Origin of the sequence: Bacillus sp. FJAT-27251, from assembly GCF_001273925.1 — a bacterium.
Lineage (GTDB): Bacteria > Bacillota > Bacilli > Bacillales > Cytobacillaceae > Mesobacillus_B.
In genome coordinates this window covers 2,607,134-2,631,619 of the sequence record NZ_LIGG01000001.1, presented here as the reverse complement: position 1 = coordinate 2,631,619, position 24,486 = coordinate 2,607,134, and the positions used below count along the sequence as shown (strand labels likewise).

The following is a 24,486-nucleotide window of genomic DNA, read 5'->3' as shown; positions in this document are numbered from 1 at the left end:
CAAGCTATATGCTGACATCCCGTTTCTGGAAGATGGTAAACGTTAGGGCAATGAAAAGGACATAATAGACAGCCAAGGTTAACAAAGAGACCGGAAGGGTAACATCCTGGAGTATTTCATCCTGCAGTGCATAGACGGTAAGGTCCAAATGCGGAAAGATTAAAAATTTCGCCCATGTATACTTTTCCGCAAGAAAAACAATCAGACCGCCAAGAGTTGAAGATATAAACAAAACAAATATCCCAACTCCCACTGCCAAAGACTGGCTTTTGAACAACGTTGATAACATGAAAGAGATGGTGATGACCATTAAAAGGCTTGGAAGGTAATACAGGACCTTCAAGAAAAATTGCGGTCCCAGCTCCGCTAATTTTTGCCCTTCAAGAGTCATCTCAAAAAATTTACCATTAAACTCCCCGCTGCCGAAGATAACAGAGCCAATCATAAATCCGGCTGCAATCAGGACAATGAGCAGCATCAAGCTGTAAAGGATCACCGAAACATATTTTGACAAAAGAATAACCCATCTTTGGTGCGGCCTGATCAGCAGCTGCTTGATCGTCCCGTCCGAGAATTCCGCAGAGACACTGGCACTGCTGACAATGACGGCAAACAGCGTGACAAGGACGGTGACCCCATAGACCGTCTCATTCATAAAATGCCAATTACTCCTGGCATTTGGATCAATATTTTCATCAAGGTAAACTTGCTGCTGCTGGATTTCAGCGGCCATCCATTCCTTTTGTTCCTCGGGAGCCGATTCCAAGTCTTGCTGCAATTGGCTGATATTCGCCTGGGTCTCCTCCCGCCAATTACTGCTTGATCCATCTGTCAATCTTTCCTGAAGGACCCCGGCAAGGATAACCGCGATGACAATGACCAACATGTAAATCCAGCTGCTTTTCTTGCCGAAAATTTTCCCTAATTCATTTTTAATGAGTAACGACACTGGTTTTGACCTCCTGACTCCCTTTACCGGTTAATTCAAGGAAACGATCTTCAAGTGTGGCTGCTACAGGATGAATGGAATATACATCGATGTTATTCTTCACTAGTAACCGATTGACAGCCGCAATCGAATCCTTATCCAGGCTCAGCGAAAACTGATTCTGGCCCTCTTTTTTCAATTCATCTCCCATTACGTTTTCATGGATAAGCTTGATCGCCATATCCGAATGGCTGACCTCAAACAAAACTCTTTGTGCTTCCTCATTTTGCTCATGCAGCTGGTTAATGGAAGAAATATGTATTAACTTTCCCTTTTCAATAATCGCAAACCGATCACACATCAGCTGCATCTCTGATAATAAATGGGAAGAAACGAGGACGGAAATTCCTTCTTTTGCAAGAGCGCGCAAGTATTCCCTAAACTCCCTTATCCCTTGTGGGTCAAGTCCATTTGTTGGCTCGTCCAGGATTAAAAGGGACGGGCCATGCAGCAATGCCTGCGCAACACCCAGCCGTTGCCGCATACCGAGTGAATAGGTTCTGACTTTTTGATGGATGGCTTCTTCGATGCCTGCCAGCCGAATCACTTCCTGGATACGTTCCTCGGAGATTTTTTTGTTTGCCATATTTGCATAGTGCTTTAAATTTTTGTATCCACTCAAATACTTATAGAACTCCGGATTCTCAACAATCGCGCCCATTTCACTCATTGATTCTGTAAATTGACTGTCCAAATTATACCCATTAACGACCACACTGCCTTGTGTCCGGACTATCAAGCTCACAATCATTCGGATTATGGTTGTTTTCCCTGCCCCGTTCGGTCCGAGCAGACCATAGATTTCTCCTTTTTCAATGGAGAAGCTAACATTGTCTACAATTACTTTATCCTTAATCTTTTTCGTTAAGGATTGTACTTCAAGTGCTTTTTCGGCCATTCTCTCTCCTCCTCTTCCATTTTTTATACTATATTTCTATATTATACCATTATATGTAATAAAGAATATTAAGATATTGTAAACCCCATTTACCTTTTTTGGTTATTTATCCAAATACATCATTTGGTGAACGAGTCAACAAAATGCTTGTTTAAGACTAACATACAAGCCCTTTTTGGAAAATTCTGTTTCGTAAATATTTTCACAAGACTGGCTGTAGTTTGTTCTATTTTTTGTTTCTTATTGAACTTTCCTGCCCCTTTAGCACATAAGGAGTTCAACAAAAAGGTGCTTAATCCATCTTGGATCCAAGCACCCCTAGCCAATTATTTAAATACTCCTTCTCACCAATTTAACTTATGCTTCATTTTCTCAGCTCCAAAAAAAAAATTCATAAACTCTCATTAAGTTTTTGGAGTGGTTTGGGTTTCAGTATTAAAATCAGAAGTTCTTTTTCTACCTTTGTCATTTTAAACTCCCTCGGATGAATACTTCCGAAAACCCGCTTACGTAACAGTTTGTCCTATAAGAACCTCAAACAAAAAGGCCACTTGACTCTCCCTCAATCTCTGCCATCAGAAAAGAGACACCAGCCGCTAGTTAGCAACTGGTTCCTTTATCTATTCTTGTTCTAGATAAATATTCAACTTCAATGGAGTATAATTTAATAGTATTTTGAATTCAAGGAGAATTTATACTTCATTAAAAAGTTTTCCATTTTCCGCTTTAAAAGTACCATTCAGATGCTCCTAGTTCCTTCAACTCTATAATTGGCTCAAAGACAAACTCGCAATGAAGCTGTTGAATGCCACTCTCTTCATCGGTGAATTGTCTAACACAATCAAAATAAAATACGCACCTCACAGATAACCAATATATAAGTTATTATGCCTCCAAAACTTATTCAGCATGTAGCTTTATACTACTAATAAGTTGCTGCATACGGGAAAGCAAATTGGATTTCTTGTTCCGCGTTTGTTCAGAAAAGACTTCAACAAAAAGGCTACTATTCTGTATAGGTGACTGTGATAATGGGCTTTTGCTTTTAACTTATCCACCTCTATAGGTATAAAAACCCTGTCCAGATTTCCTTCCATACCTGCCTTTTAACCTTACCCTATCATGCTATGCCCCCCGTTTACAGATATCACTTGACCGGTAATCCATTCAGCATGATTTGATAGTAAAAATAGAATGATTCCCGTTACATCATCGACTTTTCCAATTCGCTTCAGTGGGTATTGCTTTACAATTCTTTCTAATGTCGCTTCCTTAATGTCCAGCGATCCCTGGTCGACCAAGCCAAGTGATACTGTATTGCATTGGACATTGTGTTTCCCCACATCCTGTGCTATGGATTTCAGGAAACTTATTGTGCCATTCCTGGCAGCAGCAGATATAATCAAATTTTTATTACCAGTCCGTGCGGAGTCACCCACGAGATTAATAAACTTTCCTTGCTGCTTTTCCATCATTTCAGGCATGAAAGTATGCACCAAATTAAGGACTCCATAAAAGCAAACATCCACTTCACGCTTCCATTCATCCATTTCATATTGAAAGAACGGTTTCACCTTGGCAAAGCCCGCATTGTTGACAATACAATCAATGCTTCCAAGCCCCTCATCAAGTTCCGTCTTTATTCTTTTTACCTCTTCCATATTTGCGAGATCCCCTTTAACAGGGTGTACACCCACACCAAAAGCCTTGTGTATTTCTTTTGCTGTATGATCGGCTTCCTCTGCCGAACTAAGATAATGTAAAGCAATATTCGCCCCTTCACTGGCAGCAGCAAAGGCAATTCCACGGCCAATCCCTTTTGCCGCACCAGTAATCAGGACATTTTTGCCTTTCAAGCCGAGATCCATCCACCTTCACCTCCTGCAATAAGGAAAATTGAATTTTTAAGTATATCTTCCAAAGCTACTGCTTACAAGTGGATATTTTTTAACATTCTGAAAAATGAGGCTGTCTTTTCTCAAGAAAAGCTTCCGTTCCTTCCACCTTATCTGCCGTTGTATACAAATAGGCTTGTGCCAAGGTTTCCATCAGTAATCCCGTATCGATATCAACCTCAAAGCCCCGGTTTAAGACAAGCTTTGCCATTTGAATCGCAAGAGGGCCTTTTGATAGAATTTTCTCAGTCTTTTTGTGGACAGCATCCATCAACTGCTCCAACGGGACCACATCTGTCACTAATCCAATCGCTTTCGCCTCGCTAGCTGGGATGAATTCGCCGGTCAGGATCATATTCATCGCACGGCCTTTACCGATTATCCGCGTCAACCGCTGTGTTCCACCGGCAGCAGGAATGACCGATAAGTTCAGTTCAGGCAGTCCGAATGTTGCATTGTCAGACGCAATCCGGATGTCACAGCTCATTGCCAGTTCACAGCCGCCGCCGAGGGCAAATCCATTAATGGCTGCAATGGTTGCTTTTTTGCTATTTTCAATACGCCGATATACTTCGGACATGCTTACTTTATTAAATGCTTCAATTGCTTTCCTCGTTTTCAGCTGGTTAATATCCGCTCCTGCTGCAAAAGCCTTGTCACCCGCTCCGGTGAATACAATCACACCTACTTCCCTATCATTCTCTAACTCTTCCAGGGCTGAGAGGATTTCGGAAACGGTTTGATTATCCAGGGCATTTCTAACTTCAGGGCGGCAAATTTTAATAACGCCGATTTGATTCCCCTTTTCAACTAAAAGGTTCTCATAAATCATATTAATCTCCTCCCTTTACTTATATTTCCGGTGTAATTGGGCAGCGATAATATTCTTTTGGATTTCCGAGGTCCCCTCGTAAATTCTTGTGATCCTCGCATCGCGGTAAAAACGTTCTATTGGATACTCCGAAATGTAACCCATCCCTCCATGGATTTGGACGGCTTTATCGGCCACCCGATTATACGTTTCAGAACCAAGCAATTTGACCATTGCCGCTTCTTTGACCACATTCTTCCCTTGGTCAACCAGACTCGCAACATGGTAGGTAAAGGCCCGGAGCGCTTCAATTTCGGTAGCCATTTCAGCCAAATAGTGCTGAATAATCTGCTGCTCAAAAATCGGTTTGCCAAACTGATGCCGCAGATGGGCATAATCGAGCGACATTTCCAGCAGTTTATCTGCAGATCCCAGGTTCCTTGCAGCCATGCCTGCCCGCCCGTTGGCGAGAATTTTCAAGGCATTCACATAGCCTTGCCCTTCTTCCCCCAACATGTTCTCAACCGGTACTTCACAATCCTCGAAGAAAATCTCCCACGTATGCGATCCATGAAGACCCATTTTCTTTTCCTTATTGCCAAGCTTAAAGCCTGGGAAATCTTTTTCGACAATAAAAGAAGTAATGCCTTTTGCTCCTTTTGAAGGGTCTGTAACCGCCATAACCGTAAACACATCAGCAATACCGGCATTTGTTATATAGCATTTCGATCCATTTAAAATGAAACGGTCTCCCTTTCTTACAGCCGTTGTTTTTAAGTTCGTCGCATGCGAACCGGCACTTGGCTCTGTTAAAGCGAAGGCCCCTATGCTTTCCCCACTGGCCATTTTCGGCAGGTATTTCCGCTTTTGTTCCTCGTTCCCCATCTCAACAATCCCAACGCCGCCGATTCCGGTATGACCGCCAATAACCGTTGTATAGCCATTGTGGGTTCTGCCAATCTCCTCCAGTACGGCGCATTTTCCGACCATCCCAATCCCCAGCCCGCCATATTCTTCTGGAATGCTAAGGGCAAACAAGCCCATCTGCTTCGATTTTTCCATAATTCTTTCAGGTATTTCATCTCTTTCCTCAATTTCCATCGCATATGGCTCTACTTCGTTGTCAATGAACTCGCGGATTCCTTGTTTTAAGTGTTGAATGTCTTTTGATAGAACTTGTTCCATTTCCATCACGTTCCTTTCATTCATTTCTGGGCGGCAGCAGTATTTGGATGTTTGTTTCTACCTTTTCACCATTAAACCATTGCCAATCCGCCATTCACCGAAAGAGTCTGGCCCGTTACATATTCTGCTTCGTCAGACGCCAGGAATGCGACCCCATTCGCGATATCGCTAGGCTGTGCCAGCCTTCGGAATGGAATGGCTTTTTCAAGTGCCTTTGCGATTCCTTGATTATAGGAACCTATTTCTTCGAAAAGTGGGGTATTGCTTGGCCCTGGTGAAATACAATTGACATTTATCTTATTTCTTGCCATTTCACGTGCCATCGTTTTCGTGAACGCAATGACGCCACCCTTTGCAGCCGAGTAGACCGACTCTCCGCTTGAACCGACCCTGCCAGAATCAGAGGCAATGTTGACTACCTTGCCATAGCCATTTTCAATCATGATCGGCAGTATTTCCTTGCACGTATGAATTTGGCCCATCAAGTTAATATCCATTATCAGCTTCCAGGTGCTTGGTTCACTTTTCAAAAATGGTTCAACCTTATCCCAGCCTGCATTATTCACTAGTACATCGATTTTTCCGAAGTGGGCAAGTGAAGCTTTCACTGCCTCCTGGACACTCTCAAGCTTTGTTACATCGCAATAAACGGCTACCGCCTTTCCGCCCTCTTTTTCCACAATAGAGACGGTTTCATTTGCGTTCTCAATATTGATATCGGTGACAATGATATCCATTCCTCTGGAAGATAACGTTCTGGCAATTTCCCTTCCTATTCCGCGGCCTGCTCCTGTAATAAAGGCTACCTTTTTTGTCATTTTTATTTCCCTCCGTTTTCCTCATTAACTTGAAAATCTATTAAACTGCTAACGGCTCCCCATGGCTCCATCTCAGAATTATTTCCTAAACTTACTGAAGTCAGCGGGCCTTCTTTCAAGAAACGCATTCATACCCTCGGCTGACTCGTCTGTGTTATAAAACATGGCAAGACTGCCCATTGCGAGTTGTGTGATCCCCTGGATATTAGCACTGTCGGCATTGAATGAGTATTTGAGCATTTTGATGGCTGTTGGGCTTTTGGAAAGAATTTTATTAGCCCATTCCTCTGCTGCCGTTTGAAGCTGATCCGCTGGGACAACCTTATTCACAAGGCCCATTTCTTTTGCTTCCTGAGCGGTATACTGCTCACATAGATACCAAATTTCCCTAGCTTTCTTTTCACCGACCACCCTCGCCAAATAAGCGGAACCGAAGCCAGCATCATAGCTTCCCACTTTTGGTCCCGCTTGCCCGAACTTGGCTGTTTCCGATGCAACCGTCAGATCACAAAGGACATGCAGGACATGCCCGCCTCCAATCGCATATCCATTTACCGCCGCGATAACAGGCTTTGGGATATTCCGGATGGTTTGGTGCAATGTCTCGATTTCCAGGCCGATTCCGCCGCCTAAACCTCCGTTATGATCGTAACCTCCCTCATCGCCTTTTTGCTTCTGGTCTCCGCCTGTGCAGAACGCCTTTTCACCGGCACCTGTCAAAATGACCACACCAATTCGATTATCGTCCCAGGCATCGCGGAAAGACCAAATTAATTCCTGAACCGTCTGTCCCCGAAAAGCATTATAAGCTTGCGGACGATTAATCGTGATTTTGGCAATTCCATTGGTTTTTTCGTATAAAACATCGGTTAGTTCCATTTTTCATTCCTCCATTTTCTTTATATGCTTTTACGTGCTCGTTTTCCGATTGGCGCTGATTCGCCACTCTTCCTTTCAAAACAAGAACCGGCGAATCAGTAGGATCGATATTCTTTTCCGATGATTTCCTTCGCAATGACCATCATATTGGCTTGTGCGGTCCCGTCCCCGATTTCCAAGCCAATGACATCACGCAAACGCTGTTCGTGAGGCATTTCCTTTGTATAGGCATAATGGCCGTTAAACAACAGGCATTCGTGAATTGCTTCCGCCGCATACTTCGGGCCCAGCCATTTCACAGATGCAGACTCTTTTGAGTGCTTTAACCCTTGATCCCGAAGCCAAAGGCCTCGATACGCCTGCCATTTCACAAATTCCAACTGAGTATAGTGAGTGACTATCGGAAAGGACACTCCTTGATAAGTCGCGAGCGGCTTCCCAAAGGAAGTTCTCATTTTGACGTGTTCAATCGTTTCATCAAGGCTTTGCGAAGCGGCTCCTGTACATTGCAAGCCAATTAACAGACGGCTAAGATCAAAACCGTTCATCACCTGGGAAAATCCTTGATTTACAAAGCCAATCAAGTTTTCCTCCGGAACCTCCACATCGGTCAAATAAATCGAACCTCGGCCAATCGGTATATTGCCCATATCCTCATAGCCCTTGCATTCCACCCCTGCCAGATCGGCGGGAACGATGAAGGCACTGATTCCGCGGTTCCCGCGTTCAGGATCGGTTTTGGCGAAAACCAGAAAAGCATCACCCGATGTTGCCACACTGATCCCCGACTTTTCACCATTCAGGACGTACATATTCCCTTTACGCACAGCGGTTGTTTTAATCCCGCCGGCATCTGTTCCTGCAGTTGGCTCCGTAATCGCAATGCCGACAATCCTTTCCCCGCTGGCTATTTTCGGCAGCCATTCCTGTTTCAATTCCTCACGCGCATGTTTATTGATGATTTCACCAATCAAGGCATTTAGCATTACGGCATAAGTAAGATTGAAATCTCCCCGGCCAATTTCTTCCGCTGCGATTCCAGTTGTGACACAATCAGCGCCACTCCCGCCATACTCAACTGGAATCCTCAGGCCATTCACACCGAGTTCCCCCAGCTTCTTCCACAAATGCCTTGGTGTAATCCCCTCTCTGTCCCACTTTGTATAGTTTGGCAAGAGTTCCTCGCGTGCAAATTCCCTTAACACCTTGCGAAAATAATCCTGTTCATCTGAAAATGAGAAATTCAACAATGGTGGTCCCCCCTTTTTACTATTAAATCTTGCAATTTTCGTGCCAACATGTTTCCTTGATACAATCAGCGCCACACCTATGGAGTTTCGCAAATCTAATAATTTTCGCAAAACTGAGAATCACTTATGCAAAAATAAAGCCGACCTCCTTATTAGCCAATAAATTGAGGGGTTAGATTTTGACGAAAAAAAACACACTGCCAGGGAGTGTGCAAACAAAGCTTTATTTGAGGTTGTACTTCGCTATTTTTCGATACAAGCTGGCAATATGTATTTTTAGTTTTTGAGCCGCAAGAGACCGATCCCCGTCGGCTTCTTGTAATGCTCGCCGGATTGCATTTACCTCCGCATTTCTCACTTCTTCCTCTAAACTTAGCAGGGACATGTTTTTCCGATTTGATGGGTTGGCAGCCACCGGAAGGGAAAAATAGATACTTTTCATCGAAAGAGTATCTCCCTCTACTATATTCATCCCCCGCTCAATTACCGCCTTTAACTCACGGATATTCCCCGGCCATTCATAGTTCAGCATCCAATCCTGGAACTTGGAGTCGATGTATTTTACTTCAAGGTCAAACTTCTCATTAAAATAATCAACAAAATAATGAGCCAACGGCAAAATGTCCTCTTTCCTTTCCCGCAATGAGGGGAGCGTTAAATCAAAGACATATAGACGGTAAAATAAATCCTGTCTAAACTTCCCTTCCTCCACGAGTTTTCCCAAATCACGATTTGTTGCGGCAATAATGCGGATGTCGATGTTTTTACTAGCTGTGCCTCCGACGCGTTCAATCTCTTTTTCCTGGAGGACCCGGAGAAGCTTACCTTGTGCGTCATAAGGGAGTTCTGATATTTCATCAAGAAAAAGGGTTCCGTTCATGGCCAATTCGATCTTTCCAGGCTTGCCTTCTTTTCTTGCTCCACTAAACGCTCCTGGCTCATAGCCAAAAAGTTCAGATTCAAATAGCTCCCCAGGAATGGCAGCGCAATTCACCGCCACGAAAGGATTGTTTTTCCTCGTGCTGATACTATGAATCGCTTGTGCGAACAATTCCTTTCCTGTCCCGCTCTCCCCTGTCAGCAGTACGGTTGAATTACTGGTTGCAATCCGGGTTGCCAGTTCTTTAGCTTCCTTCATGGCCCTGCTATTTCCAATAAGTTCTTTAAAACTGTATTTGTTTTGATGCGGCCTTTTTTTGTTCATTTTTGTTTTATCAATGGCATTCATGAATGATACCATTTCATAATGCTCGATATCTCCATCACGGACGATCACCCGATAAACCATCCTTCGTCCCTTTTTCGTGGCTCTGATTATACAATTTATCCCGGAAATAACACCGCAGAAGACTTTCTTGCGCTTTCGCCCATACATTCCCTGAATGATGTCATGTATCGAGGCATTTAAGCAATCATCCCTGCTTATGGAAAAGTTCTCACAAAAATCCGGGCTCACGTCTATCAGTCTTCCGCTCTCCTCAATTTCAAAATATCCCCAGTCTTCTATTAAATGACTTGTTTTAACCATTTCATCACCCTCCCGGCAATACATAAATGACAACTTGCCCTTTAATAACCTCGGTTTCATTTTGATTGAAGCATGTAACCTTGATCGTAACCCAGTTTCTTTCATGATTGATATCCATAATCAGCAATTCAGCGGTGATTGCGTCCCCAACATGCACGGGATGATAATAGATCAACTCTTTTTGCAGCAATAAACACGCACTTCCCGGAAGTTTATCCGTTATGACTTGTGAAATCAGTCCCTCTACCAAAAGTCCGGGAACAATCGGCTTTGTAAAATTTTTATCCCAGCCATCCTGGGGCCTTTCATAGAGGGGATTAAAATCTCTTGTTAATTCATTGCATTTACGAAGATCGTCTTCGGTAAAAACGCGCTCTAACCGTGCTGTCTGACCAATACCCAATTCGGAATGGGTATAACTCATACATACTCCTCCTCATTTTGACGAAATTTTCTTAATCATTAGTATATAATCAATCACCGGAAAATGGAAGAAACCGTTCTCTTGCTAGTCCTGCTTTCCACGGCTTTCTATAAAACTTTACTATGAACCTGGCATGGAAAAGAGAAAAAAGGATCATACCGAAAATGATTTAAAGGTATGACCCATCACTATCTTTATAGTTACCCTTTTTTATTTTTGCAGGGAAACTTGCTCAAATGGCCACGATGGGAGCATTTGCCGGAGTGGCTTATCTTCTCGATAGCCTAACGCATATTCCCCCTGCATAATCGTATGGATTTCCCTTGTTCCTTCATAAATGACCGGTGCTTTGGAATTCCGAAGGAAACGTTCGACTGGATATTCATCAGAGTAACCATACGCACCGTGGACTTGGACCGCATTGTTTGCAGCCTCAAACGCTGCATTGCACGCAATCCATTTTGCCAATGACGTCTCCCTGGTATTCCGTTTCCCTTGATTTTTCAACCATCCAGCCTTATAAACCAGTAAACTGGAAATCTCAAGATCTGCGCTCATTTTAGCAATCATCTGTTGAACAAGCTGGTGTTTCCCAATTTCCTTCCCAAACGTTTTTCTTTCATGGCAATATTTAACACTCGCTTCAAGGCTTGCCTCGATTAAACCAACAGCCCCTGCCGCAACCGTAAAACGGCCATTATCCAAAGCGGCCATAGCAATTTTAAAACCTTCGCCTTCTTCCCCAAGCCTATTTTCTGCAGGCACTCTGACATCACTTAAAAAGACTTCACCTGTATTCCCTGCACGTATGCCTAATTTCCCCTTGAAACCATGTGTGGATACTCCAGGAAATGTACGTTCCACGATAAAAGCAGTGATTCCTTTATGTGCTGAATCGTGGTCTGTTTTGGCGAAAATGATAAAATTATCTGCATAGTCACATAGGGAAATCCACGTTTTTGAGCCGTTAAGAATATAAGTATCCCCGTCTCTCCGTGCCGTTGATTTCATTGCGGCTACGTCACTTCCGGCATCAGGTTCCGTCAAACCAAATGCGCCAATCTTTTCCCCTTTTGCCTGAGGCACTAAGTACTTTTGTTTTTGCTCCTCGCTCCCCCATTGCAACAATGTCATACTGTTTAAACCTGTATGAACAGAAACCGCTGTGCGGTATGCAGTATCCCCACGCTCCAGCTCGGCACATACAATGGCAAGTGTGTTATAATCCATTCCGGCTCCGCCGTATTCCTCAGGGATACAGACACCCATCAGCTGCAACTCCGCCAATTTTTTCATAATGGATGGTTGAAATTCACCGTTTCGGTCCCATTCCTGGATGTATGGAATTATTTCTTTATCCACAAACCTCCTCACCATTTTTTGTACACTTTGCTGCTCCTCAGTTAATTCAAAATTGATCATGAAAAAACCCTCCTAGTTTTAAAGATAAATATATTAAAATCGATGTTTCGACGCTCAAAGTTTCCCTTCCCTATTAATTCTCAACTAGTTTACTAATCCTCTCCCTCAAGCGGAATTTTTGAATTTTCCCGCTTGGTGTCCGGGGGAAGTCATCAATGATTTCTACATGTTCTGGCCAATAGTGTTTAGCTATTCCTCTTTCCAGGAAAAACTCCTGCACTGTTTTTAATGTAAGTGGCTTCCTGCCTGGCTTCATTGTTATGAATGCGCACGCTTTTTCCTGAAGCCTTTGGTCAGGCATGGCAATAATTTGGGCATCAGAAATGTCCGGGTGCTCATACAAGACATTTTCCACATAAGCTACCGGAATATTTTCGCCGCCCCTTATGATTATGTCTTTGCTTCGACCGGATATTCGAATGTATCCATCCTCATCCATAATGGCACGGTCACCAGTTTTGAACCAGCCATCCTTAAATTCTTCAAGCGTTTCCTCCAGGCGTTTTAAATACCCAACAAAATGAGCGGGGCCTTTACATAATAAGTTTCCTTCCTGGTACGGAGGACAAGGGTATCCTTCATCATCCACGACTTTCACTTCCATTCCCGGGAAAGGAGAACCCTCGGAATTTGTCAGCTTTTCTTCGGGATCATCCAATTTAGTTACAGTCACTAATCCGTTTTCCGTCTGCCCCCACCCAGCCAGGATTGTAAACGATACTTTTTCACTTGCTTCTTTTACCAAAGCTCTCGGAATTGGCGCTCCAAAAGCCCCGTAAATACGAAGTGAACTAAGCTCGTAATCTCTGATTCCCTCGACGGAGAGGATATCTTTTAGAAAAGGGGTGGCACCAGCCGTCTGGGTGATTCTTTCCTTTTCTGCCAATTCAAGAAATTCTTCCGGATTCCAAATATCCTGATAAATACCAGTGGCTCCAATATGTGCTGGAACACGGACACCATATATAAATCCTGTTTGATGTGCAAAGGTAGACGCCATATGAACGACATCATTTTCATTAAGATTCAATCGCTTAATCCAATTTTCTGCCGCAATACAAAGCGTGTTATGTGTGTGCATCACCCCTTTTGGATTACCGGTCGTTCCTGATGTAAAAATAATTTGGGTTAAGTCATTTGGGTCAAGTACGATTTCATCCAGCAGCGCCGTATCCTGGCGCTCCTCCCGCGGGTCCTCAAACAATGAAGAAAGCGCCTTCATTTCGCTCGGGACCTGCTCACCAAGGACAAACACATGCTCCATGGAAGGCCATTTATGTTTTAAACGGTTAATCATTTCAGGATAGTTAAATTTACGGAATTGTTCCGGGACGACAATCATCTTTGATTCCGCAAGACCGACCATATAGCCAATTTCCCTATCCCGGTAAATCGGAATCAATGGATTCATAATGGCGCCGATCCTGGTAATCGCATAATGAAGGATGACAAATTCATTCCAGTTAGGCAATTGGACGGAAATAACATCCCCCTTCCCCAGCCCCAGCTCCAAAAGACCCAAAGCAACCCGGTCAACCAGCTTTCCTAGCTCCTGATAAGTATACCGACTTTTTTTATCAATAATGGCTATCTTGTTTGGATACTTTTCAATAGCATCATTCAAATAATCCAAAATCGTGCGATTCGGCCACTCAGACTGGTACCGCTCAATATATTCTTGAGTAAGCATTGTGTCAAAAGTCATTTTACCCATCCTCCTTTTACTTACATATAAAGCAATTTTCGTGCCAACTATATTCCAAGTAGAATAAGGGATTTCTCAGGCATAGCTTCGCACTTTTAATAATTTTCTCAATTATGAGAATCAAATTTGCGAAAATGGACCTTTCCAGCTCTTTTCATTGCAAATAGAAAAAGCCACCTGGATTGGTTGGCTCGATTTAAACAATAGTACTCTATCGTTTAACTACATTTCTTAATAACAGCTTTTCTATAAAAGGTACAATCATTTCTGTCCCAAAGCTTATTACGATCCGTTAAGCAAGGCATTTTCATTATCCAAGTAAATGGGATAGGATAGTCGAGTAAAGAATACTACTCCCACTCATAATCAGCAGGCACCAGTTCGACTTTTTCTGGCATTATTTTTTGAAGAGAGTCGATTGCTGAAAAGTGTTCATTATTTGAGAACGCAGTAATATAATCCCCATCATACCCTACCCAAAATATAGTGTAACTTTCAGTTAAAGTTACGATTGGAGTATTGGCTATCCACTTTAATTTAACAAGTCTGGTTCGGTTTTTTTTAGTCTTTTTTACCGGATAAGGTGACTCATATTCCCTTTCCTCTAATCTGAATACATCCTGTTTTAAGGACCATAATGATAAGTTCAACATACTTCCATTCCCGTGCAAATAAGGATAAAATTCTTTAAATTGCCGAGTGCTGCGGATAATTGCCTTTACAAAGAACGTGTCTTTACGACTTCCCTTCATATAATTGAACTCTATATTTTGCTCCTTAAACAGTTCTTCGTACTCTTCCTGTTGAAAATCAAAGATTTCCGAAAGTGTATATATAGGGTAATAATCTGGGCTCTCCATCCAATTGCTAAAGAATTCTTCCTGAGCATCTGTATAATCACCGTCAATATAACAAGAAAACTCTACGATATATGGGGACTCACCGTTAATCTCAAAAGGATAGGTTTTTTCTGGAGGGATGCAGCTTATTTCCACCTTCATTTAAGTCGCCTCTCTTAAAAGGTTCCAGTAATTACATTCCGAATCAACGCAGCCATTCGTTTAAGGACATTTTCATAAATTTCAGCTTCAACTTTCCTGCATGTTGTCCTTACATCGATATTTATTTCAATTTTTTCTTAAGAAAAGCAATCAGGTCATCCTGGTTATTGGTTTTATAAATGATTTCTTTATGATCGAATACAATAAATGCAGGGCTTTCCTTGATGTCTAGATATGCAAACTCTTCCTCCGCTGCCTCCATGGATGATGCTATATATACACTTTCAATGTTGTTTACACTCCCATCCTCAACTAATTCCGAGTCGTCAAATTCCTCTACACCAACGATAAATATTTTATATTTTCCTTCACCGCTGGAATAGAATTGTTTTATGTGGGAGTCATCACCACAGCCTGCTAACACTAGTATAATAAACAATAAAATGGCTGAACCTAATTTGAATCGTTTCAAGACGCCACCTCTTTTCCCTAAAATAAATATCTATTTAATTGACCGTTTTATCGAAATGCTAATTAATGATTAATGATTAAGATAGTTTGTTTTATTGATTATCTCTAACTTAAAACTTAAAGAACAGTTCAAACGTATACTTGGCCACTCTTATAATTGTTTTTGATATTTCCTTGGCGAATTCTTAACTAACTCTCCTCATTTTTCAAGTCAATAACAATTGGATGGAAAACCCACTGTTATTCAACACCACTCCCTCATTTGGCTAACAAGGCAATCACAAAAATAGCGCTGCTCCTGATGGATCAACGCATTCGGTCGTTCAAGAAGAATTATATTCTTTTAGTTGTTCATCATGCTTCCTAGGTTTACCAATCAATAAGAAATTGAACAAAAATGGGCGTAATCCTTACTAAATCACCAGAGTACGTAAAAGAATAAAATTACTGAAACAACCCGAATATCCAAACAATCAAATACGTTGGAACGGCAACCATAATCATCCCTGCAAGTAAATAACTAATTGACTTCATGATAAATTTAAAAACATCATATATAGCTCCCGCTAAGTCATCAACAAACTTTACCACTAGTTGACCCTCCCTTGGCTAAAATAAAACAATTAAAGACACTGTTCGTCCAAGCTTAGGATTATGTTTCATTAACAGCACCCTAGTTTTATTATATCCAGATTATACCATACATGATGGTGATTTTATTAAACTAACCTCCAGCACTTGTTCAAAAAAATAGCGAAATTCTTGCAACCCTATTCATGGATAGTACAGAAAAAAAGAATTATAGGTAAAGGGAATTGAGGGACTAAGGGGGAATATAGAAATCCATATCAGCGTGAATGTTTAACGTAAATCTATCTTCTTTTTTTAGGACCTACAATTAATTTGATTGCTGTTCTTTTTTCATTATTGATTAAAATATCTGTAAATGCAGGAACAAACACCAAATTAACACCGTTAGGAGCTACAAATCCTCTTGCAATGGCAATTGCTTTAATGGCTTGATTTAAAGCACCAGCTCCAATTACTTGTATTTCTGTAACTCCTCTTTCATTTATTATGCCTGCAATTGAACCTGCAACTGAATTTGGATTTGACTTTGATGATACCTTTATTACATTATCCATATCATTTTCCCCCTGTTATATAATTGCTCGATATTTTACTAGAAAGAATGCAATTATCGTATCCTTAATCATATTCACAATTATATAAAACAGACCAAGACCTTATTCCGTGGGTACCTTTTCTTACAATCCTTAAAAAGGAATTAGAAAGCCGCTTCTTACATAAACATTTTTCAATTCATAAACTATCCCCTGTGTCCATTAAATTTGTTGGACTTTTTTAACTGTTGGGCACTTATCAAAAGACCCGTGAGCCCAGCAGAAAGAGATGGAATAATACTATATATTAAATAACGCCACTCACCAGTTATCAGAGAAGTTAATAGAAAAATAACTGGCAATCCGATTAAAACAACTAAAGACACTGATAGTCCAAGCCTAGGATTATTTTTCATTTAACATTACCCGTTTCTTTTTTAATGATTAAGATTTTTTAAAACAAACCTGCCCTGTAAGTCGGCTTTATGGAGCAACAAGTTCTACTTTGATTCTATCGGGGTCTTCAAAAAAAACGGCATAATAATCATCCCCTCCCGCAAAGGGATGTTTATTTTTATAGAGGATACTTACCCCTTTAGCTTGCAATGCTCTTGTTATTTCATCAACGAGACTTCGTGAATCTGCATGAAAGGCTAAATGATTCAGCCCAACTCGGCAGCGATGGTATGGAATATCGAGGAAACGTTTCTCCACTTGCACAAATACAATGTAAGTATCACCTAATTTCCAGCTTTGCCCGCCTTCCCATTGTTGAAAAGGTCTGTATCCCAGTTCTTGTAGAAACCATCCCCAAAATTCCACCGTTTTTTCCAAATTAGACACGTACAACTCAATATGATGCAGCAACCCTTTAGTCATAAATCATTTCTCCTAATGAATGAATTGATGAATGTTCATTCCCTTTTCGCTGTTCGGTCCAAGATAAACTGATACACAAAAGCTACTATTAGTCCAGTCCAAAAAATGACAGAAGAAGAAAAGAGATTGCTTGTAAATAGTAAGCTATAAGTTTGATCTATGAATAAAAGTACCATATATGTATAAAAGCCTAGAACAGCACTTTTGTTCCAGTTTTTAGATTGTGCTTCGGACATATTTTTGAACAATTTCATCTTAATATCCTTTCTACTATACTTAATAAAGTAACCTCACCGTATGTTCATTGATAAATTCCATCCGGGAGTATTTTACCCAAAATGCCGCCCTAATTCTGCGCCAATCCCGATAAACATCAGAAAAGCTCCAAGGCTGATTCCTATAACGGTCAGAAAAACAGACATGTTCTTTCGCAGCTTCCCAGGCTTCATATGACCAAGAAAAACACTTTGGTATCCATCAGGGTGGATACTTTCAAAAACGAATAAGGAACCTAACAATGCGATAAATATGGTCGGTAAAAAAAGATCAGGTGAAACGAAAAAAAATCCTATACCAGTGATGAAGGTAAGGATATACAGTGGTACTCGGAGACGAGATTTTACTACTAACAGCTGCAAAGCTTCCCAGGCCCTTTTCAAACTATAATCATCCTTTTGAAAAAATTTTATAACGTATTAAAGCAGAACATTTTCGAAGTGTTCCACTGTTGGAAATGGATCGTAGAAATGATGCAGGTTATTTTTCCATTCTTGATACTCCTTCGATTGCCGAAATCCAATTGTATGGTCTTCTAATGTCTCCCACTTCACCAACAACAAGTATTTCCCTTTTACTTCTATACAACGTTGTAATTCGTGAGTTATATAACCCGGCATGGATGATATGATTTTTGATGCTTCTTGAAATACTGCCTCATATTCTTCTTCCATACCTAGTTTAACTTGTAGCATAACTGCTTCTAAAATCAACTAATCTCCCCCTTATAAAAATATATCATTTGCTTATTGTACCACGCTGTCCCAACTGAACTATGCATCGATTGGTAAAAAAATTAACACTTGCACACCATTAAATGATTTCCATAAGGGTCTTTGAATTTAAACCAATGATTATGCTCAATTCCTGTGGTTAATTCAACATTCTTATCCTTCATAAAACTATAGGCTGCTTCAATATCGTGGGCATTAAAATGAAAAGCTGGGGTTTTAAAAATATTTTCTTTTGAATAAATCTTGCTATCCAATACAATTCCAGTTCCATTCGTTGTTGGTATAATAAATAAATGCCCAAATAAGATCTCACCTTCTGCCTTTAACCCCAAAATATCACAATACCAATTCCTTGCTTCTTCGACATTACTTACAGGAATGAAGACGGTTCCGATTTGATTTATAACAGGACTCATTGACAACCTCCTAAAATAGGATACATTAAAATACTTCGCTTTATTTACTATATCTCCTTTTCTTAAACTACCCTGCCACGTTTGTTCAATAAGGACTTCAACAAAAAAGTGCCTTAATCCTTCTTGGATTAAAGCACTCGTTTAATTTTACATTTAAAACTACAAGTCGATCGGCTTCCCGCCTGTCACCCCGTAGATCTGACCGGTTATATAACTTCCTTCATCAGAGGCCAGAAGAACGTATACCGGTGCAAGCTCTACCGGCTGTCCTGCACGGCCTAGAGGATAGTTTTGGCCAAACTCAGGGATTTGTCCATCCAATTTTCCGTTATCCAACTGCAGCGGCGTCCAAATTGGCCCTGGCGCGACACCATTGACACGCACACCCTTCGAGGCAAAGTATGAGGACAAGGAAACCGTGAAGTTGCTTATCGCTCCTTTTGTAGCGGCATAATCCGCTAAAGATGTGGACGGTTCGAATGACTGGACCGATGTCGTGGTGATAATCGCGCTTCCTGGTTCCAGATGTTCTTCGGCTGCTTTTACGCTCTCAAACATGCTGATGATGTTCACTTTGAAGGTATCATGCACTTGCTTCATGGTTAACTCACTCAGGGATGGCTGCGCGATTTGCTGCGCGGCATTCAATACGAGCGTGTCCAGCCCGCCAAAAGCTTCCACTGTTTTTGTAACAATTTCCGTCGCTGCGCCGTCTTCCCGCAAGTCATACGGCAGCAGCAATGCTTTTCTGCCTGCACTTTCAATCAATTCTTTGACTTCATTGGCATCCTCTTCTTCACCAGGGAAGAATTGAATGGCCACATTGGCGCCTTCACGCGCATAGGCAATGGCGGCGGCCCGGCCAATCCCGGAATCCCCGCCAGTAATCAAGGCATTGCGCCCTTCCAGGCGGTTGTATCCTTTATAGGATTCTTCCCCGCAGTCAGGCTTGGGCCTCATTTCATTCTGTAACGCTGGAGTTTCCTGTTCTTGGTCCGGGAATTTTTCGTTATAAAACTTCTTGCGTGGATCAGTTAGATGTGAGTTTCCCATAAAAAAAACATCTCCTATCGTGTTTAATTCCTAAATTGTAAGGTTAAAAAAGATTCGAATGGCTAGCAAAACGCTTTGCTCGCTTCACTAACTCCACCCTGTTACATCTTTTGAATACCCTGTGAAATTCTTATTTAAACGGCTTAGGATATTAGCAAGATAAGACAAGTATAATAAATATAGAATAAGCTTTAAGCTTGGCCTAAGCTGCTTATTCCTTTTAAAAAAAGCCTGGGCATGGATAAAACCTGAAAAATTAAAATCCATTTTCCACTAACCATTTCATAATGCTTTCTTCTCTTTCTTTAATATCGTCATGCTGTCCATCGTATTTATGCATTTTCTTCTGAGCCACAATATTTCCATCTACCATATACAATACTCTTTCGGTTTTTGCTGCTACCTTTACATCATGCGTAACAATCATTATGGTTGTTCCTTTTTTATTAACCTCTGCAAGGATTGACATAATCCCTTCTGTCGATTTGGAATCTAATGCTCCGGTCGGCTCATCTCCAAAAATGATATCCGGATCATTTATCAATGCTCTACAGATGCCGACTCGCTGCAGCTGTCCACCAGAGGCCTGGCTGATATTATGTTCTTCAAGCTTTTTAATCCCTGTCATTTCAAATAGTTTTTTTGCTTTTTGATGTACCGCTTTTTTATCCACATCCTTTGAGACAAGAGCAGGAAACATAACATTGTCAATCAATGAAAGATTTTTTAATAGATTAATATCCTGAAAGATAAATCCCATGTTTTTCAGTCGAATCTTTGCCAGTTCTTCTTCCTTTAGTCCGCCGATTTCTTGGCCTTTAAATTTCACATGGCCAGAAGTAATTCTATCCATACCACTTACATTATATAACAGTGTTGATTTTCCACTTCCCGATGGCCCCATGACCGATAAGAACTCACCATCTTCTATTTCCAAGGTTACATCCTTTAAAATATGAAGCTCATTATCTTTTCCTAATTCTACTTTTTTGTTCAAACTTATTGCTTCTATTATTTTGGTCATGTATATTTCTCCATTTCAATCAAAGTCTATATCCACATGGGCACCCCAATAATCCTATTCTTTAGGAATCTGCCTTCGCATCTATATCGGTGCTTCACGCAGGGGACTTCTTCCAACTTCGCAGGCATCCTAATGCCCCGATTCTTTTAAGCCGTTCTAACTTCTAAAAACTACCGATAAATCCTCATCTTCTGCTACCTTACAGCACACAGATATCGTATATCCAACTACTAAAATGAATGCTAACGGACAGAGCAGCCAAGTCTGCCATGCAATATTAACCAATTCAATTTTTGCAGCTCCCATAATGGACATTGCTATACTTACCAGAAACTCCCCTAAATAATTTGTAGCCAGCACACCAAAGAGGATTCCCAATATAAGTACCAGCAAGGTTCCTGCCATATATTGATGTTTAATATGTTTAGAAGTTAATCCTACACTTCGCATAATGGCAATCTGAGACATATCCTTTGATAATAACATCTTAAGGAATAATGCCGTTATCAAAACAGCAATGATTCCTGCTATTGCTATTCCTCCTATAACAATCAGGCTCATCTGATTAATGATATTTCCAAGAGTCTGCCCAGTATATTCTTTGATATCATTTACCTGCGCAGAATCGTAAGCATTCTGGTAGTAGTCCATTTTCTCACGAATATTAACGTCCGGAGCTAAATCCATGCTCACAATATACCAAAGTACGGCCTTTTCATTTACCCCAAGATTCGTATGCGCCTTTGCTGTTTTCCCTCCGTTTGTAATATCCTGATAAATACCTGTAACGGATAAAGTCTGGTCTTCCCCGCCAACCCTGACGGTTACTTCATCTCCTACTTTCTTGTTTAATCCGTCTTTTGCGGCATTGGCAAAGGAAAGCGAGATTTCTCCTTCACCCTCCGGTGCTCTGCCTTCCAGATATTTTAATGGAAATACAGAAAAATCTCCTGTCTCAATATTAATATAGTCCCAGGTACCTTCCGCGTTTTTGACCTGGTATGAAGACGTAATGTAGGTTGCATACTTTTCAATATCCGGATCATTCTTCAGCTCTTCCTGCAGCTTTTTAATATCTTCTGTAATCGTATCTGTCCTTCGAAGATCAATTCTCATGTCGGATTTTCCTATTCCCATGTATGTAGAGAATTCCGCTGAATTCATGGTGTTATACATATTTAAGGGAAGTATGACAATAAACGTACATACGGCAAAAATAAAAAACAGCAACCTGTATAATTTAAAACGTATCCATACATCCCTAAGTCCCATGTAAATATTGGTGCTGAAGAATTTATTCGTAAGCAGGGGAAAACTGTATTTTCGGTTTTTTCCACGTTCCATGATATCTGAACGTAATGCTTCCACCGCAGAAATCCTATCGATTCTTTTCAGTATTTTCTTGCTGTACATCACAATCATGAAATAGACAAATAATGGAGCTATAAGCGATAATAGATATTTTAAGTTTCCTGATAATTCCGATGATATGTAAAGTCTCATATTGGCGTTAAACAGATTTACAAATACAAAGGAAAGCAGATAGCCTATTATACCGGCTGTCACTGACATAACTCTGTATTTGTTAAGATAGACATTCTTTATATCCTTTTTGGATATACCTATTGCTTTCATAACACCGATTTCTCTTAAATCTTCATCAATCGTTGCCAGAAACGTAAGTCTGATACAGAGCGATGCTATAATAATCAGCAGAATACTGATGAGTATAATGACCATTGAAACAGCTGCATCTGACATAGCATTAAACAATAGAAATATCGTTCCTCCAACTATAGGACCGTTTGCTGGAAGACCTGCTTCGATATATGCATCCTGAACAGCCTGAGAATCCCCGTTTTCATTCAGCTTGAATTCGATCATATATTCCAGTTCCCCAGCCTGCATTTTAAGCATTTCATCAAAGTCATTCTGATTTATCACAAACCGTTTCGAAGAAGTAAGCGAAGAGTTCATCTCAAAATCTCTTGCATAATCTGAAATGACAAACTCTTTCTCATCCCCGCCGCCTCTCACCGTAATCCTATCCCCTATTTTTAAGTCATGTTGTTCCATGAAATAGATGGGAACAGCCACTTCTCCTTGCTTTACATCCAGCTTTTCATTGTCCAGATCCAATATAAAATCAAATTTCTTGTTCTGTACAACAAATGAAATATCCTGTATCGTTCCAGCCATCGTTTGATTTTGGCCAAAATGAATATTGCTGCCGTCAATATTCTGAAGAACCATCGTCTCCTGCGTCGCTATATGGTCACGGTATTGTTCTGTGAATTGATTGATTTCTGCCTGGTCATATTCTCCGGCATGCATCACCGTAATGTCAGCTGGCACTGCACGTTCCTGCAGTTCCGACATTGACTGAATTAAATTTGCAACGATATTTGTTGCACTAGCTCCCAAAAGAACCGCCATGGTTATAAACACAAACACTGTTACCGTTATGATTTTCTTCCTGTTAAGATCATTCTTCACAATTTTTGAAAACAAAATTTTTCCTCCTTTCCGCATAAAAATTATTTCTCTATAAATTTATTGCCAACCCTAGTATCTTTTAAATTTTCAATAGGGGTGTACTACAATCCTTTATACTTCACAAAAATTAACCATTTCTTTACACTTATTTTTCAACAAAGCTGCTTTTTGATTGTTAATGGAATTCCACTAATAAGGAACATTTACTAAAAGAAGTGGTGTCCATAGTGCTGTTAGTTGTAATTATTGTAATTAAAACAAGTGCCTCTAATGGGGCCCTTGTTTAAATCCTTATTGGAGATAAGCACACTTTAGTTCAAGAAGAAATTGCTTCTTTATTACTGAGTTTCTCTTCTATCAGCCGTGTATTCTAATACGAAATAAAGGATATACATTGAAATAAAGAGTTATAAGCAGTACAGCAATCTCACCGATAGGTACAACCATTCTTTCGATGAACTATTCTTCTTAAACTACCCTTCCCCGGTAGTTAAACAGAAAAGCCTTACTTCTTTCTGAAGTAAAGCCCCATATTGTTAACGTGTGTGTACTTAACTTATCTTCGAATAATCTAAGTATAACCACCTGCATTAGAGATAAGCTATCTTATGGAGGTGCTAGACATGGGTCGGAAATTTGAAAAAAACCTTATAAAGTTGCTTTATTTCTTTGGTATTAGTTCCTTTATTTACTTAATTAAAAAACCACTTGCAAAGGACTGGCTCCTTGTTTTCTTTATAAAAAGTTATTATGCATCATTGGTCGATAAACTGGTTGTAAATAAAGGTTTTGTTAAATACCCCACTAGATTTCCAAAACAAGTTAAAACAAGTGTGGTGTTTGATTACATACTATTCCCGATTACATGTGTCTTTTATAATCAACTGACCAAAGATTCTGGCATCCTTCAGTGCCTTTTAAAAGTTCTGTATTTCAGTGTACCGATGACTATTACTGAGCTATGGCTAGAAAAAAATACACAGCTTGTTAAATATAAAAAGGGATGGAATTGGAAAACCACTTTTTATTCACTTTCTTTTTCCTTTTTATTGGTCAGATTTTCCATGTCTGTTATAAGACGTCTTTTTAATAATAAATACGACCTCTCTTAGATAGAGGTTATTAATCAACAATAAGGAAAAAGGATGAGGTATTTCTTCTTCCTTTCGTATTATATGTAATTCTGGTTGAACATTTTTTTGCTACTAT

23 protein-coding genes are annotated in these 24,486 nt (G+C 40.5%); 1 reads left to right on the top strand and 22 read right to left on the bottom strand.

The features are described 5' to 3' along the window. Window positions 1–4: 4 nt before the first annotated feature. From ADU22_RS12415 to ADU22_RS12300, 22 genes are all read right to left on the bottom strand, one after another. On the bottom strand, window positions 5–949 hold the full coding sequence (locus ADU22_RS12415) for an ABC transporter permease (RefSeq protein WP_053362433.1): 945 nt from the start codon (window positions 947–949) through the stop codon (window positions 5–7). Further along, a complete protein-coding gene (locus ADU22_RS12410; protein ID WP_053362432.1) occupies window positions 933–1,886 on the bottom strand; it encodes an ABC transporter ATP-binding protein in 954 nt (317 codons plus the stop codon). Before ADU22_RS12410 ends, ADU22_RS12415 begins: the two co-directional genes overlap by 17 nt. Window positions 1,887–2,998: 1,112 nt before the next feature. Continuing rightward, window positions 2,999–3,754 (bottom strand): SDR family NAD(P)-dependent oxidoreductase, encoded by a 756-nt coding sequence (locus tag ADU22_RS12400; protein WP_053362430.1) that lies wholly within the window; start codon window positions 3,752–3,754, stop codon window positions 2,999–3,001. A gap of 79 nt (window positions 3,755–3,833) precedes the next feature. Continuing rightward, a complete protein-coding gene (locus ADU22_RS12395) occupies window positions 3,834–4,613 on the bottom strand; it encodes an enoyl-CoA hydratase/isomerase family protein (protein ID WP_053362429.1) in 780 nt (259 codons plus the stop codon). Between the two features lie 15 nt (window positions 4,614–4,628). Further along, window positions 4,629–5,777 carry an acyl-CoA dehydrogenase family protein gene (locus ADU22_RS12390; RefSeq protein WP_053364555.1) on the bottom strand — a complete coding sequence of 383 codons (1,149 nt, stop codon included), beginning with the start codon at window positions 5,775–5,777 and terminating at the stop codon, window positions 4,629–4,631. 71 nt (window positions 5,778–5,848) lie between these two features. Beyond that, a complete protein-coding gene (locus tag ADU22_RS12385; protein WP_053362428.1) occupies window positions 5,849–6,595 on the bottom strand; it encodes an SDR family NAD(P)-dependent oxidoreductase in 747 nt (248 codons plus the stop codon). Between the two features lie 78 nt (window positions 6,596–6,673). Then, window positions 6,674–7,474 carry a 1,4-dihydroxy-2-naphthoyl-CoA synthase gene (gene menB / locus ADU22_RS12380; protein WP_053362427.1) on the bottom strand — a complete coding sequence of 267 codons (801 nt, stop codon included), beginning with the start codon at window positions 7,472–7,474 and terminating at the stop codon, window positions 6,674–6,676. A 95-nt stretch (window positions 7,475–7,569) separates the two neighbouring features. Next, window positions 7,570–8,724: an acyl-CoA dehydrogenase family protein gene (locus ADU22_RS12375; protein ID WP_231687876.1), complete on the bottom strand. Its 1,155-nt coding sequence runs from the start codon at window positions 8,722–8,724 to the stop codon at window positions 7,570–7,572. A 223-nt stretch (window positions 8,725–8,947) separates the two neighbouring features. Continuing rightward, window positions 8,948–10,252 (bottom strand): sigma-54 interaction domain-containing protein, encoded by a 1,305-nt coding sequence (locus tag ADU22_RS12370; RefSeq protein ID WP_053362426.1) that lies wholly within the window; start codon window positions 10,250–10,252, stop codon window positions 8,948–8,950. A 4-nt stretch (window positions 10,253–10,256) separates the two neighbouring features. Further along, entirely contained in the window at window positions 10,257–10,676 is a 420-nt protein-coding gene (locus ADU22_RS12365; RefSeq protein WP_053362425.1) for a hotdog family protein, read from the bottom strand. A 210-nt stretch (window positions 10,677–10,886) separates the two neighbouring features. Next, window positions 10,887–12,098, bottom strand: coding sequence for an acyl-CoA dehydrogenase family protein (locus ADU22_RS12360; RefSeq protein WP_069187979.1), 1,212 nt, complete (start codon window positions 12,096–12,098; stop codon window positions 10,887–10,889). Between the two features lie 73 nt (window positions 12,099–12,171). After that, complete coding sequence (locus tag ADU22_RS12355; protein WP_053362424.1) at window positions 12,172–13,803, bottom strand: AMP-binding protein; 1,632 nt, start codon at window positions 13,801–13,803, stop codon at window positions 12,172–12,174. 350 nt (window positions 13,804–14,153) lie between these two features. Further along, window positions 14,154–14,804 carry a hypothetical protein gene (locus ADU22_RS12350; RefSeq protein WP_053362423.1) on the bottom strand — a complete coding sequence of 217 codons (651 nt, stop codon included), beginning with the start codon at window positions 14,802–14,804 and terminating at the stop codon, window positions 14,154–14,156. Between the two features lie 121 nt (window positions 14,805–14,925). Beyond that, window positions 14,926–15,276, bottom strand: coding sequence for a hypothetical protein (locus tag ADU22_RS12345; RefSeq protein WP_053362422.1), 351 nt, complete (start codon window positions 15,274–15,276; stop codon window positions 14,926–14,928). Between the two features lie 443 nt (window positions 15,277–15,719). Then, entirely contained in the window at window positions 15,720–15,866 is a 147-nt protein-coding gene (locus tag ADU22_RS24970) for a hypothetical protein (protein WP_197280052.1), read from the bottom strand. A 281-nt stretch (window positions 15,867–16,147) separates the two neighbouring features. Continuing rightward, window positions 16,148–16,420 (bottom strand): stage V sporulation protein S, encoded by a 273-nt coding sequence (locus ADU22_RS12340; protein ID WP_053362421.1) that lies wholly within the window; start codon window positions 16,418–16,420, stop codon window positions 16,148–16,150. 462 nt (window positions 16,421–16,882) lie between these two features. After that, complete coding sequence (locus tag ADU22_RS12335) at window positions 16,883–17,278, bottom strand: VOC family protein (RefSeq protein WP_053362420.1); 396 nt, start codon at window positions 17,276–17,278, stop codon at window positions 16,883–16,885. A gap of 695 nt (window positions 17,279–17,973) precedes the next feature. Next, window positions 17,974–18,267, bottom strand: coding sequence for an antibiotic biosynthesis monooxygenase family protein (locus tag ADU22_RS12320; RefSeq protein ID WP_053362417.1), 294 nt, complete (start codon window positions 18,265–18,267; stop codon window positions 17,974–17,976). An 83-nt stretch (window positions 18,268–18,350) separates the two neighbouring features. Beyond that, complete coding sequence (locus tag ADU22_RS12315; RefSeq protein ID WP_053362416.1) at window positions 18,351–18,704, bottom strand: VOC family protein; 354 nt, start codon at window positions 18,702–18,704, stop codon at window positions 18,351–18,353. 159 nt (window positions 18,705–18,863) lie between these two features. Continuing rightward, a complete protein-coding gene (locus ADU22_RS12310; protein WP_053362415.1) occupies window positions 18,864–19,757 on the bottom strand; it encodes an SDR family oxidoreductase in 894 nt (297 codons plus the stop codon). Between the two features lie 256 nt (window positions 19,758–20,013). Next, a complete protein-coding gene (locus ADU22_RS12305; protein ID WP_053362414.1) occupies window positions 20,014–20,781 on the bottom strand; it encodes an ABC transporter ATP-binding protein in 768 nt (255 codons plus the stop codon). 156 nt (window positions 20,782–20,937) lie between these two features. After that, on the bottom strand, window positions 20,938–23,292 hold the full coding sequence (locus tag ADU22_RS12300; protein ID WP_053362413.1) for an ABC transporter permease: 2,355 nt from the start codon (window positions 23,290–23,292) through the stop codon (window positions 20,938–20,940). A 608-nt stretch (window positions 23,293–23,900) separates the two neighbouring features. On the opposite strand from ADU22_RS12300, the gene ADU22_RS12295 reads away from it, so the two are divergent. Next, a complete protein-coding gene (locus ADU22_RS12295; RefSeq protein ID WP_053362412.1) occupies window positions 23,901–24,389 on the top strand; it encodes a CBO0543 family protein in 489 nt (162 codons plus the stop codon). Window positions 24,390–24,486 lie beyond the last annotated feature (97 nt).